We start from the raw sequence: 13,453 nt of genomic DNA, 5'->3' as shown, positions 1-13,453 counted from the left end.
TTCAGTCTTCGTCGAGAAACTGCATGCCGGCACCTTCGCCGGCGATGATCCGCTGAACTATCATGCGCAATACTGGCGCCTCAAATGGCATACCTTGGACCTGACCGGTGACTTCTTCGCCCACTTCCAGGGTCGCCATGTCAGGGTGTTCAACAAAGACCCCACCATCAGACAGGTCTTTGGTATGCGCCAATAGCTCGCCAAAGCTAGCGTGCCATATCTTGATTTGCGCCCGCATGGGCGTACGTGGGTGCTGACGTTGGTTACTCATTTAAAGTCCCCCTGATACACGTTCGGACCTTCTAAACCGGGTCCGTGACGGAGTCGTTCCGTACATCACTGCCATTGGCTCGAGTGAAGTCTGAGCTAAAACTACCGCTTTAATACCATCTTTTTTCGCCCTCTGGGCGTTTTTTGAAGCGTTTCATACTCCACATGTACTGGCTGGGCCAGCGCCGCACATAGCCCTCAATCACCGCGCTCATGCAGGCTACGGCTGTAAACTCATCAGCGCTGTAGAGTGCCTCCGGCGCCTCCTCAAGAATCACCTTGAAGCCGCTATTGTCAGGCAAGCGTAAGCAATGGAAAAACAATGCTTTAGCATCATTGCCCTTGAGCAGGTTGGGAACAAACTTGCTGGTCAGTGCTTGAGTTGCAAAAAAGGGTACGAACAGGCCGCTCTTCAAAGCCGGCTCAGGATCAGCGGGGATACCTACAGCACCGCCACGACGCACCTCACGCATCACACTGATAATACCCTCACGGGTAGAAGCCGCGACCTTGTTGCCCATCTGGGTACGTTGGCGTTGCAGCAACTCATCCACCGCTTTCTGCTTTGGCGGACGATAAAAAATGATCGGTTTGGCGTGCGAACAATACCAGTGGTTAAGCACTTCCCAGTTACCCAAATGGCTGGTGATACCCACCACACCTTTGCCCGCGGCGAGCGCTTCAGCTAGCAAGTGAGCCCCTTCGACCTCTTTGATCAGACCGACGGTTTTACTTGGCGACCACATCCAGGCGCAGGCGCTTTCCGCCATGCTGCGCCCCGTATCGAGCAGGGTACGATGCACCAGATCATCCAGCTCCGCCTCGTTCAACTCCGGCATGCAATGGCTGAGATTGATGCGCGTCACATCACGTGAGCGGTTGGGCAACTTCCACATCAACCAGCCAACAAAAGCCCCCAAACCTTGCGCCACCGAGAACGGCAGTAATGAAAAGAGTTTCAGAAACCCAATTATGAACGCGCCTTTCAACCGCTCCACTGCACACACCTCAGCATCAGATCAAAAACCCATTGTAAGTTGCGATAGCGCATTGGGCGAGCACCACTAGCTTTCTTTAGCCAGCGCCGGGTAACGAAAACAGTCCTGTGTGTGGTCCATCACCAAGCCGGTAGCCTGCATAAAGGCATAACAAATGGTCGGCCCTACAAAGGTGAATCCGGCTTTCTTCAAGGCTTTACTCATGGCTTCAGCTTCTGCGGTTTTTGCTGGAATATCGCGCAAACCGGCAAAATGATTGATCTGTGTCTGGCCACCCACAAACTGCCACAGCCAGGTGACAGGATCATGCTGCTCACTCAGCTTCAACCAGGCCTGCGCGTTGCGCCGCGCGCCATACACCTTGAGGCGATTGCGGATGATGCCCGTATCCAGCAACAGCGCTTGCAGCTGCTCATCGCTCTGGGTGGCCATAAACTGCACATCAAAATTGCGATACAGGGTGCGGTAGTGAGCCCGCTTACGCAGCACGGTAATCCAAGACAAACCCGCCTGAAAGCCTTCCAGCATAAGCATTTCAAACAAACTATCTGCCTCGTAGCAGGGTACGCCCCACTCCTGATCGTGGTACTGCTGGTATAACGGATCAGCCGAGCACCACTGACAGCGAACGACGGATAAATGGTCTGTGGCGGTCACGGTTGTTGGCTCCTGAGAGAATCGGTTGCAAAGCTCAGAGGTGTTTATACTCTGCACACGGCCATTTGCCAAAAAGCCTCCCTCTTCAATTGCTACCGCGGATGTTACCTATGAGCAACGAACTGAAGATCACCGACACTCAACAAGGCGAGGGTAAAGAGTGCGTTAAAGGCGCCCTCATTACCGTTCACTACACCGGCCGACTGGACGACGGCAGCGTGTTTGACTCCTCGCACCAGCGCGGCAAACCTTTCCAGTGCGTGATCGGAACCGGCCGCGTCATTAAAGGTTGGGATCAGGGCATGATGGGCATGCAGGTCGGCGGCAAGCGCACACTCTATGTACCCGCCTACCTCGCCTACGGCGAGCGCTCTATGGGCCTGATTAAGGCCAACTCTAATTTAGAATTCGAAATTGAATTGTTGGAAGTCCTCACCCGCGACGACTGACATCCCCCGCTACTGCTGTAAAGTAGAGCTGACACACAGACATCGAAGTGCAAAGCTTGCTTTGCAGAGAGGCGGCTGATGAACGAGCGACACTATTTTTACGAGTCCGGTTCAGCCGCACTCGCCACTACCATGAGCGGTCTCGTAGCAAGGTGTTATACCTTTGCCGTGAGACGCTACCCTTGAAAAGTCGACTCAGGGAAATGCGCAACGTAGCGGGCTGGTCACAGGGCGAGCTGGCCAACCGTATCGGCGTTTCGCGCCAGACCATCAACGCCATTGAGCAAGAAAAATACGATCCAAGCTTACCCTTGGCATTTAAATTGGCGAGGGTATTTGCCTTACCGATAGAAAGCATCTTCACCCCAGCCAAAGAGTGACCGCCGGGCATCCCGGATTTCAAGAACACGGAGACATAGATGGACGCAGAGCAACTGCACTTTGATCTGGAACCGGTAATGCAACGTCTGCTGGAAGAGGCGTATCGCCTATTGGCGGCCCTGCCCATGCTCTTGCTGGCATTGCTAGTGATCAGCCTATGCTGGGCTGCGGGTGGCTGGTTATCACGCCGCGCAGTGCTGGAGCGGTTTACCTCGCGCAACCCCTTTATGCGCGATCTGACGCGCACCACAGTGCGATGGAGCGCCACCGTGATCGGTATCCTCATCGCACTCGAGATCATGAACGCGACGGCCTTGGTCGGCGCTGTGCTCGGGACCGCCGGGGTGCTCGGCGTCGCTTTGGGTTTTGCCTTCAAAAACACCATGGAAAACTACCTGGCCGGTATCTTGATGAGCCTGCGTCAGCCTTTTGCCCCCAAAGACCATGTCGTCATAGACGGTAATGAAGGCGTCGTCGTTGCCCTCACATCACGCGCCACCGTCCTGATGACCCTCGACGGCAACCACTTGCGGGTGCCCAATGCGCTGGTGTTCAGCAGCGTCATGCTCAATTACACACGCAACCCCAGCCGGCGCTTTTCCTTTGATGTGGGTATTGGCGTCAATGAGGATCTGGTACTCGCACAGCGTATCGGCACCAGCAAGCTGGATAGCCTTGACGGCGTAATGGATACACCGCCGCCACGCGCCTATATCACTGCACTCGGTGATTCCAATGTGCAAGTGCGTTATCACGCTTGGGTCGATCAACGCAGCCATGACTTCATCAGCGTCAAGAGTGAGGCCATCCGTCAGGTTAAATTGGCGCTGGAAGAGGCCGAAATGGACATGCCCGAACCTATCTACCGAGTGCAGCTTACCGAACGCAGTGCAGTCTTGACGCCCACTGCCGGGGCACCCGAATCGCCAGCAGCCAAGCCCAAGCTGCAGCCCAGTAGCGAATCTGCAGTAGACATGCGGGTGCAAGGCGATCTGGACGCGCAGATCGCACAGGATCAGAGCAAGCGCGGCGCCGAGGATCTGCTCGACCCGAGTGCGCCACGTGAGTAACTTGCAGCGTTGTGCCAATGGGTCGAGCAAGATGCCGCTTGACCCGCACTCAGCCTAACGGCTACATTCGAACTTATGAATAACCGCGCACAGTTCCACGCACAGATGATTATGGCCGCGATTCCAATATCGGCGGGCTAGCTTTGTGCGCACCCAAACCCGCCTTCGAGGCGGGTTTTTTGTAACGTCTCCTAGGCCAAAGTGATTCCAGGAGACACCATGAATACCGCGTCAGCAGCACTTGCCCTCACACCGCCATTGTTAGACAAGCCACCAGCGCTCGTCGAACAGCAAGGCAGTTTCGCGCTACAGCGTGCGCGGCTCAAACAGCAAGTCGCCAGTATCCTCTCTGCGCCGGTCTACGACCTTGCCATAGAAACCCCTCTGCAAACCGCCAAAGCCCTGTCATCACGCCTTGGCAATCAGGTACTACTCAAACGCGAAGACTTGCAACCAGTGTTCTCTTTCAAGATTCGCGGCGCTTACACCAAGATCGCGCGCCTGAGCCAGGCCGCTCGCGCTCGTGGTGTAATCACCGCATCCGCCGGTAATCACGCACAGGGCGTCGCGCTGGCGGCGCAGCACTTGGGCATCAAGGCCCTGATCGTAATGCCCACCACCACGCCAGCGCTGAAGATTGAGGGCGTGCGCTCACGCGGCGCTACCGCACTATTGCACGGGGAAGCCTTTCCACAGGCACTGGTTCTTGCGTTGCAGTTGGCAGAGCAGCACGGCTACACCTTTGTGCCACCGTTTGATGATCCCGATGTGATTGCCGGGCAAGGCACAGTCGCGGTGGAAGTGCTGCGTCAGCAGGGCGGCCAACTGGACGCCATCTTCGTACCAGTCGGTGGCGGCAGTCTTATTGCCGGCATCTCGGCCTACGTAAAATACCTGCGCCCGGACATCCGCATCATCGGCGTCGAGTCGGAAGAGTCTGCCTGTCTGCAAGCCGCCCTACAGGCAGGCGAGCGGGTAACCCTTCCGAAAGTCGGTCGCTTCGCCGACGGCGTAGCCGTGGCGCAGGTAGGGCAGCACAATTTTGAGCTATGCCGCCACTACGTGGACGAAGTGCTCACCGTCAGCAACGACGATATCTGCGCCGCCGTACGCGACATCTACGACGACACCCGCTCTATCACCGAGCCTTCCGGCGCATTGGCCGTTGCGGGCCTGAAGCAATATGTAAAGCGCGAGCAATGTCGCAATCAGGTACTGGTTGCCATCAACTCTGGCGCCAACATCGATTTCGATAATCTACGCTATGTGATTGAGCGGGCAGGGGTGGTGGGGTAGCAGCCGTCCTCGCCAGCCGCTAAAACGCCCAACAGAAACGCCACTGCAGCCGGACCGGCGTTGTTGCGTGTGTAATATCAGTCACGACCGTAAAACCAGCATTCGCATCGGCAAATGCTGCGCCCGCCCCAGCAAATCCGCCGCTTTCCTGTATGTTGCCCCCTATCTGAATGTATACTTCGGCCTTTCTTTATTTCGCAGCCTACCCAGGTGAAAAACGTGACTCAGACCAATCCAGCCGTCCACACCTTCCAAGGACTGATCCTTGCCCTGCAGACCTACTGGGCAGAGCGGGGTTGCGTGGTGATGCAGCCCTACGACATGGAAATGGGCGCCGGCACCTTCCATACCGCGACCTTCCTGCGTGCAATCGGCCCGGAAAAGTGGAACGCCGCCTATGTGCAGCCCAGCCGCCGCCCGGCTGACGGCCGCTACGGCGAGAACCCCAACCGTTTGCAGCACTACTACCAGTTTCAAGTGGTTCTCAAGCCGAATCCGGAGAACATTCAAGAGCTGTATCTGGACTCGCTGCGCCATATTGGCGTCGATCCGCTGGTGCACGATATTCGCTTTGTGGAAGACAACTGGGAGTCGCCTACGCTGGGCGCCTGGGGTCTGGGTTGGGAAGTCTGGCTGAACGGTATGGAAGTGACCCAGTTCACCTATTTCCAGCAGGTGGGTGGTGTCGAGTGCTACCCGGTAACGGGCGAGATCACCTACGGACTGGAGCGTCTGGCGATGTATCTGCAGGGCGTCGACTCGGTCTACGATCTGGTTTACTCCGACGGCCCATTCGGCAAGGTGACCTACGGCGACGTGTTCCATCAAAACGAAGTCGAGCAATCCACCTACAACTTTGAACACGCCAATGTCGACAAGCAGTTTGAGCTGTTCGATTTCTATGAAGGCGAAGCCAACCGTCTGATCGAGCTGGACCTGCCGTTGCCGGCGTATGAAATGGTCATCAAGGCCTCACACACCTTCAACTTGCTTGACGCTCGGCGCGCCATTTCGGTAACCGAACGTCAGCGGTATATTTTGCGTGTGCGCTCATTGTCTCGCGCGATTGCTCAGAGCTACCTACAGGCTCGCGCCCGCCTCGGCTTTCCGATGGCCACCCCCGAATTGCGTGATGAAGTACTGGCCAAGCTGAAGGAGGCCGAATGATGCAGGCTCAGGATTTTCTGGTTGAACTGGGTACCGAAGAGCTGCCACCCAAAGCGCTGAAAAAGCTCGCAGGGGCGTTTCTTACGGGTGTTGAAAAAGGGCTAAAAGAGGCAGGCCTAAGCTACAGTGCGGCGCGCTACTTCGCCGCGCCACGTCGTCTAGCGATTCAGGTTGATCAGCTCGCCACTCAGCAGCCCGACCGCAGCAATCAAATGGATGGCCCGCCAGTTCAGGCCGCCTTTGATGCCGACGGCAACCCGACCAAAGCAGCCGAAGGCTTTGCCCGCAAGTGCGGCGTCAGCGTCGCCGAGCTGGATCAGACCGGCCCCAAATTGCGCTTCGTGCAGAGCATTCCTGGACAGCCCGCTACCGAGCTACTGCCCGGCATCGTTGACGCCGCGCTGGCCGCACTGCCGATCCCCAAGCGCATGCGCTGGGCTGATCGCAAGATAGAATTCGTACGGCCTACCCAGTGGCTGGTGATGCTGCTGGGCGAGCAGGTTATCCCCTGTGAAATTTTGGCACAGACCGCTGGCAACCAGTCACGCGGCCATCGCTTCCATCATCCCGACACCGTGACCATCAGCTCGCCGGCTGCCTACGCTAAAACGCTGCGCAAGGCTTACGTGGTTGCCGACTTTGCCGAGCGCCGCGAGCTGATCAGCCAGCGCGTAGCCGAGTTGGCTGCGGAACAGCAGGGCACGGCCATAGTACCGTCTGATCTGTTGGACGAAGTGACCTCACTGGTTGAGTGGCCCGTGCCGCTGGTTTGCAGCTTTGAAGAGCGCTTCCTCGATGTGCCTCAGGAAGCCTTGATTTCCACCATGCAGGACAACCAGAAATACTTCTGCCTGCTGGATGCCAAGGGTAAGTTACTGCCGCGCTTTATTACCGTGTCCAACCTGGAAAGCAAAGACCCGCGCCAGATCATCGAAGGTAACGAAAAAGTCGTTCGTCCTCGCCTGACTGATGCCGAGTTCTTCTTCAAGCAGGATAAAAAGCAGCCGCTGGAAAGCCACAACACGCGTCTCGCCAATGTGGTGTTTCAGGCCGAGTTGGGCAGCGTGTTCGACAAGGCTACTCGTGTCTCCACCCTCGCCGGCTTTATCGCCGAACAGATCGGCGGCGACAACGCCAATGCGCAACGCGCCGGCCTGTTGAGCAAGTGTGATTTGTCGACCGAGATGGTTGGCGAATTCCCCGAGCTGCAAGGCATCGCCGGTTACTACTACGCCAAGCACGACGGTGAAGCCGAAGACGTTGCACTGGCGCTGAACGAGCAGTATATGCCGCGTGGTGCGGGCGCAGAATTACCCACCACCCTGACCGGCGCGGCAGTTGCGCTGGCCGACAAGATCGACACCTTGGTCGGCATCTTCGGCATTGGCATGCTACCTACCGGCAGCAAAGACCCTTACGCACTGCGTCGCGCAGCGCTAGGCGTGCTGCGCATTCTGATCGAAAAGCAGTTGGAGCTGGATCTTAACGCTGCATTGCAGGTTGCCATTCAGCAGTATGGTGCGCGGGTAAAAGCCGATGGTCTGATCGCTCTGGTACAAGACTTCATCTTTGACCGTTTACGCGCGCGCTATGAAGACGAAGGTATCGAGGTCGCGGTCTACCAGTCAGTGCGTGCTGTCAGTCCGGTTTCGCCACTAGACTTTGATCAGCGTGTCCAGGCCGTTCAGGCTTTCCGTCGCTTACCCGAGGCCGAGACGCTGGCTGCCGCCAACAAGCGGGTATCCAATATCCTCTCCAAGGCGGAAGGCGAAGTGTCTGCGGCAATCGACAGCAATCTGTTGCAAGAAGCTGCCGAACAGTCCCTGGCAAGCGCTATTGAAGCGGCAGAGAAGAGCGTAGCGCCACTTGCTGCGGACCGGCAGTACAAAGACGCACTGGAACGTTTAGCGGCATTGCGCGAGCCGGTAGATGCCTTCTTTGATCAGGTGCTGGTTAACGCCGACGACCCGGCGATAAAAGCCAACCGTTATGCTCTGTTGGCACGTCTGCGCGGGCTTTTCCTCGGTGTCGCCGATATTTCCCTGTTGGGATAAACCAGGCAGCGAGTTGGGGCAAGCAAGCCGGTGCAACACCAGCCGACTTGCCGCTCGCAGCTTAAAGCTTGCAGCTGGGCTTTTATGAAACTGATCATTCTCGACCGCGACGGCGTCATCAATCAGGACTCCGACGCCTACATCAAGACACTGGATGAGTGGATTCCCATACCGGGTTCCATCGATGCAGTAGCGCGTCTGAGCAAAGCTGGCTGGACCATCGCCGTAGCGACCAACCAATCCGGTATTGGGCGTGGTTATTACACCGAAGCAACGCTTGAACGCATGCATGAACGCTTGCGTGAACTGGTGGCGGAGCAGGGCGGCAAAGTTGATCTGATTCGTCACTGCCCACACAGTCCAGACGCAGGTTGCGATTGCCGCAAACCAGCGCCTGGTTTGTTCCGGCAGGTTGCCCACACGCTGCAAACAGAGCTGGCAGGCGTACCTACTGTGGGTGATAGCCTCCGAGACCTGGAGGCAGGCGTTGCCGTCGGTTGCGTGCCTTATCTGGTGCGCACTGGTAAAGGCCATAGCAGCCAGCACAAACTACTGCCCGAGGGCACTCGGGTTTTTGATAATCTAGCCGCCGTTGTCGACCACCTTCTGGAAGCCTGAGCCATGTCATTGCTGATGCGCCTACGCGTCATATTCTTTTATCTTTTGCTGTCTTCCAGCGCTGGCATCTGGTGCGTGCTGATCGTCTTTATTGCGCCATTTCTCAGCACCCGCTGGCGCATCAAGGTCATTATTGAATGGTGGACTCGTGCCGCAGTCTGGCTAACCAAAACCATCGTTGGTATTGATTATGAGGTGATAGGTCGCGAGAACATTCCTGAGCAGCCAGGTGTGATTCTGGCCAACCATCAAAGTACTTGGGAAACCTTCTTTCTGCCCCAGCTGATTCGGCCGCAAACCCAGCTAATCAAGAAAGAGCTGCTTTACGTGCCGTTCTTTGGCTGGGCTTTTGCTTTGGCCAAACCCATCGCGATTGACCGTAGCAACGTACGCGACTCATTGCAGCAGCTAACGCGTATGGGAGGCCAGCGCTTGGCTGAGGGCATCTGGATTCTGGTCTTTCCTGAGGGCACCCGTAACCTGCCGGGCGAGCAGGTCAAGTTCTCCCGTGGCGGTGCGGCGCTGGCCTGCGCCAACAATGCACCTATCATCCCGATCGCACACAACGCCGGTGAGCACTGGCCCAAACGCGGGTGGGGCAAAAAGCCGGGCACCATCAAAGTCATGATTGGACCGGCCATCTACCCTGCCGGTAGCGATCCACGTTCTATTGTCGCTGCCAACAAGCAGGCAGAGGCCTGGATTAATCAGGCCCTGCAAAGCGCCAGAGACGCTTGAGCCCAGAATGGTCCATACTGAGCGATCAAGCTCTTATGGGCCCACCCCATTCACGCGTGACCGGTAATCAACATGGATATTCATCGCTACCTGAAAGCTCTGGTAGAAAAGGAAGGATCCGACCTGTTTTTCAGTGTTGGCGCCCCAGTGACGCTCAAACGTGAAGGCGAGTTCTTTGCCTTTGGCAATAGTCCCCTGGCCAACGGCGGGGTGAAAGAACTGGCCTATCAGCTGATGAGCGAGAAGCAGATCGCCGAGTTTGAAGCTGAACAAGAGATGAACCTTGCCGTCGGCTTACCGCAAGTAGGGCGCTTCCGCGTTAACGTGTATTACCAGCGCGGTGAAGTGGGTATGGTTATTCGCCATATAAGCCACAAAATACCTCCGTTCGCTGAGCTGGGTTTACCCAAGCAGCTAGAGAAGCTGGCCCTGAAGGATCGCGGTCTGGTGCTGGTAGTGGGTGCAACCGGCTCGGGCAAGTCCACCACGCTGGCCTCTATGCTCGACTACCGCAATACCCATCGCGCCGGTCATATCGTCTGTATCGAAGACCCAATCGAGTTTCTGCACAAGCACAAGAAAGCCATTATCGATCAGCGCGAAGTCGGCCTGGATACCAAAAGTTTTGGCCACGCACTGCGCAACGTACTGCGCGAATCGCCAGACGTGATTATGATCGGCGAGATTCGCGACAAACAAACCATGCAACACGCCCTGCATTACAGCGAAACAGGGCATTTGGTCATCGCAACGTTGCATGCAACCAACAGCGTGCAGGCAGTTGATCGTATCGTTAACCTGTTCCCGGAAGGGGAGCGTAAACAAACACTGGGCGATATTTCCATGAACTTGGCTGGCATCGTTGCGCAGCGCCTGGTGCCGGGTAAGGAAAAAAAGCGTGTTGCCGCGGTAGAAGTCCTACTGCGCACGCCCTACATCCGCAACCTGATCGCCCGCGATGAGCTGAGCGAGATCAAAGAGTCGATGAACCGCGGCCAAGAGCCCGGCCTGCAGAGCTTTGATCAACACCTGCACGAATTGGTCGACGCGGGCACCGTTACCCTGGATATGGCCATGCGGTATGCCGACTCGCCAACGGATTTGAAGCTCAAAACCAAGTTCAATGACACTCGCCGCGAATCGCCGCTACCCATGACCGAACCGGAAAAACCGTCAGAAACCGAGCTGGATCTGAAAACCCCTTCATCCGGCTTTTCGGACTCTGATCTGACTGATGATTTTCGCTGATTTGAACTAGTGAATGGCGCAAAAAACCCCTTAAACCTCACGGTTTAAGGGGTTTTTAGTATCGCAACCTAGGTGTTAGACATCCAGGTTAGACACGGCCAGCGCGTTCTTTTCAATGAAATCACGGCGTGGTTCAACATGGTCGCCCATCAGCGTGTTGAAGATCTGATCCGCCGCAATGGCATCTTCGATATTCACTCGCAGCATGCGGCGGCTTTCCGGGTCCATGGTGGTTTCCCACAGCTGATCCGGGTTCATTTCGCCCAGCCCTTTGTAGCGCTGAATCGTATGGCGACGAGCTGTTTCACTCATCATCCATTCAAGCGCTTCTTTAAAGGTGCTGATCGGCTTCTTCTTCTCGCCGCGCTGCATATAGGCGCCAGACTCAAGAAGACTCTGCAGCTTCTCACCCAGTTCGGCCATGGTGCGGTAGTCATTGCTACCAAACAGATCACGGTTGAAGGTGATGTAGCTCGATAAGCCATGAGTGATGGATTCCACTTCTGGCAGCCACAGATGGCGCTCACGATCTTCACGCAGGCTAACATGGTACTGCTGGCCAGACTTGTCACCGGTTGCAACCCGAGTCGCAAAGCCCTTGATCCAATCATCCATGAAAGCTTTGTCTGCCAGGTTTTCTACCGTCAAACGCTGAAGGTAGATGAAGTGCTCCATCAGTTCCTGCGGATACAAGCGCGCAAGACGCTTAAGTGTGCGCATAACAGAGCGGAACTCCTGAACGATACGCTCGAGCGCCTCACCGGTGATACCGGGTGCATCTTCGTTAACGAACAAGTAAGAGTCTTCAAGGGCAGATTGCGTAAGGTACTCTTCCAGCGCCTCATCATCTTTGAGGTACTGCTCCTGCTTACCCTTTTTAATTTTGTAGAGTGGCGGCTGTGCTATATAAATATAGCCGTTCTCGATCAGCTCTGGCATTTGACGGAAGAAGAACGTCAGCAACAGGGTGCGGATGTGTGAGCCGTCGACGTCAGCATCGGTCATGATGATGATGTTGTGATAGCGAAGCTTTTCGATGTTGAACTCATCACGGCCAATACCACAACCCAGCGCGGTGATCAGAGTGCCAACCTCAGCAGATGAGATCATCTTGTCGAAGCGCGCTTTCTCGACGTTAAGGATCTTACCTTTAAGCGGCAATATGGCTTGGGTTTTACGATTTCGGCCCTGCTTGGCGGATCCGCCGGCCGAGTCCCCTTCCACTATGTAAAGTTCGGAAAGGCCTGGGTCTTTTTCCTGGCAGTCAGCCAATTTGCCTGGCAGTCCCGCGATATCCAGCGCGCCCTTACGACGAGTCATTTCACGCGCTTTGCGTGCAGCCTCGCGAGCCCGAGCAGCGTCGATCATCTTGCCGACAACCGCTCTAGCTTCACCCGGCTTTTCTAACAAATAATCTGCGAAAGCCTTGTTCATTTCCTGCTCGACCGCGGTCTTCACTTCGGAGGAGACCAGCTTATCTTTGGTCTGCGAGGAGAACTTCGGGTCGGGCACCTTAACCGAAATAATAGCGGTCAAACCTTCACGCGCATCATCGCCGGAGGTGCTGACCTTCAACTTCTTCAGCAGACCTTCCTGTTCGATGTAAGTATTCAGCGTGCGAGTGAGTGCGCTACGGAAGCCAGCAAGGTGAGCGCCACCGTCACGCTGCGGGATATTGTTGGTAAAGCAAAGGATGCTTTCGTTAAAACTATCATTCCACTGCATCGCCACTTCTACAGCAATACCGTCGTCGCGCTGAAAATCAAAGTGAAAAACCGAGTTAATTACGGTTTTGTTCACGTTGAGGTAATCAACAAAGGCACGTAACCCGCCTTCGTATTTGAACAACTCCTTTTTACCTGATCGTTCGTCAGTCAGGTTGATCCCTACGCCGGAGTTTAGGAAGGAGAGTTCACGCAGGCGCTTAGCGAGAATATCCCAGCTGAAGCTAATGCTACTGAACGTCTCTGCAGAAGGTTTGAAGTGAATCTGGGTGCCCGTGCTATCGGTGTCACCAACAGCCGCCACAGGCGCCTGAGGAACGCCGTGAACGTAGGTTTGCTCCCACACTTTATTGTGACGGCGAACAGTCAGGATAAGCAGCTCAGAGAGCGCGTTGACCACGGAAACACCTACACCGTGCAGGCCGCCGGATACCTTATAGCTGTTGTCGTCGAACTTACCACCCGCGTGCAGTACGGTCATGATGACCTCTGCAGCAGAAACGCCTTCCTCGTGAGCGTCTACCGGAATGCCTCGTCCGTTATCGCGCACGGTGATGGATTCGTCGGTATGGATAATAATATCGATATCGGTACAGTGCCCGGCAAGGGCTTCATCGATAGAGTTATCGACGACTTCAAAGACCATGTGGTGAAGGCCGGTGCCATCGTCCGTATCACCGATATACATCCCCGGGCGCTTACGGACTGCATCAAGGCCTTTTAGTACCTTAATGCTTGATGAATCATAGGCGTTATTGTCGGTCATCTTAAGTCACTCCAGAC

General features: G+C 55.9%; 12 protein-coding genes and 1 pseudogene. 9 read left to right on the top strand and 4 right to left on the bottom strand.

Annotated elements, in window-relative coordinates; all coding sequences use genetic code 11:
- Position 1: 1 nt before the first annotated feature.
- The 3 genes from AC1XYH_RS17065 to AC1XYH_RS17055 all read right to left on the bottom strand — a co-directional run bounded on the left by AC1XYH_RS17065 (position 2) and on the right by AC1XYH_RS17055 (position 1,925).
- Positions 2–271: a PilZ domain-containing protein gene (locus AC1XYH_RS17065; RefSeq protein ID WP_483324310.1), complete on the bottom strand. Its 270-nt coding sequence runs from the start codon at positions 269–271 to the stop codon at positions 2–4.
- Between the two features lie 109 nt (positions 272–380).
- Positions 381–1,268, bottom strand: coding sequence for a lysophospholipid acyltransferase (locus tag AC1XYH_RS17060; protein WP_483324309.1), 888 nt, complete (start codon positions 1,266–1,268; stop codon positions 381–383).
- 66 nt (positions 1,269–1,334) lie between these two features.
- A complete protein-coding gene (locus tag AC1XYH_RS17055) occupies positions 1,335–1,925 on the bottom strand; it encodes a DNA-3-methyladenine glycosylase I (protein ID WP_483324308.1) in 591 nt (196 codons plus the stop codon).
- 110 nt (positions 1,926–2,035) lie between these two features.
- Between AC1XYH_RS17055 and AC1XYH_RS17050 the strand changes: the two genes are divergently transcribed.
- The 9 genes and pseudogenes from AC1XYH_RS17050 (at position 2,036) to AC1XYH_RS17010 (ending at position 10,946) form a co-directional block, all read left to right on the top strand.
- Positions 2,036–2,374 carry an FKBP-type peptidyl-prolyl cis-trans isomerase gene (locus AC1XYH_RS17050; protein WP_483324307.1) on the top strand — a complete coding sequence of 113 codons (339 nt, stop codon included), beginning with the start codon at positions 2,036–2,038 and terminating at the stop codon, positions 2,372–2,374.
- Between the two features lie 182 nt (positions 2,375–2,556).
- Complete coding sequence (locus AC1XYH_RS17045; RefSeq protein WP_483324306.1) at positions 2,557–2,754, top strand: helix-turn-helix transcriptional regulator; 198 nt, start codon at positions 2,557–2,559, stop codon at positions 2,752–2,754.
- A 39-nt stretch (positions 2,755–2,793) separates the two neighbouring features.
- A complete protein-coding gene (locus AC1XYH_RS17040; protein ID WP_483324305.1) occupies positions 2,794–3,825 on the top strand; it encodes a mechanosensitive ion channel family protein in 1,032 nt (343 codons plus the stop codon).
- Between the two features lie 342 nt (positions 3,826–4,167).
- Positions 4,168–5,106 (top strand): annotated as a pseudogene (ilvA, locus tag AC1XYH_RS17035) (threonine ammonia-lyase, biosynthetic); the annotation flags it as partial.
- A gap of 234 nt (positions 5,107–5,340) precedes the next feature.
- A complete protein-coding gene (gene glyQ / locus AC1XYH_RS17030; RefSeq protein WP_483324304.1) occupies positions 5,341–6,288 on the top strand; it encodes a glycine--tRNA ligase subunit alpha in 948 nt (315 codons plus the stop codon).
- Positions 6,288–8,342: a glycine--tRNA ligase subunit beta gene (glyS, locus tag AC1XYH_RS17025; RefSeq protein ID WP_483326408.1), complete on the top strand. Its 2,055-nt coding sequence runs from the start codon at positions 6,288–6,290 to the stop codon at positions 8,340–8,342. The genes glyQ and glyS overlap by 1 nt, the downstream gene beginning before the upstream one ends.
- An 84-nt stretch (positions 8,343–8,426) precedes the next feature.
- Entirely contained in the window at positions 8,427–8,960 is a 534-nt protein-coding gene (gene gmhB, locus AC1XYH_RS17020) for a D-glycero-beta-D-manno-heptose 1,7-bisphosphate 7-phosphatase (RefSeq protein ID WP_483324303.1), read from the top strand.
- 3 nt (positions 8,961–8,963) lie between these two features.
- A complete protein-coding gene (locus AC1XYH_RS17015) occupies positions 8,964–9,698 on the top strand; it encodes a lysophospholipid acyltransferase family protein (RefSeq protein ID WP_483324302.1) in 735 nt (244 codons plus the stop codon).
- A 72-nt stretch (positions 9,699–9,770) separates the two neighbouring features.
- Positions 9,771–10,946, top strand: a complete 1,176-nt coding sequence (locus AC1XYH_RS17010; protein ID WP_483324301.1) for a PilT/PilU family type 4a pilus ATPase — start codon at positions 9,771–9,773, stop codon at positions 10,944–10,946.
- A 75-nt stretch (positions 10,947–11,021) separates the two neighbouring features.
- Here AC1XYH_RS17010 and gyrB read toward each other — a convergent pair whose 3' ends face one another.
- On the bottom strand, positions 11,022–13,436 hold the full coding sequence (gene gyrB, locus AC1XYH_RS17005) for a DNA topoisomerase (ATP-hydrolyzing) subunit B (RefSeq protein WP_483324300.1): 2,415 nt from the start codon (positions 13,434–13,436) through the stop codon (positions 11,022–11,024).
- Positions 13,437–13,453 lie beyond the last annotated feature (17 nt).

It is taken from the genome of Pseudomonas sp. GW-45, assembly GCF_056896675.1.
This window is presented reverse-complemented; position numbering and strand designations above follow the sequence as displayed.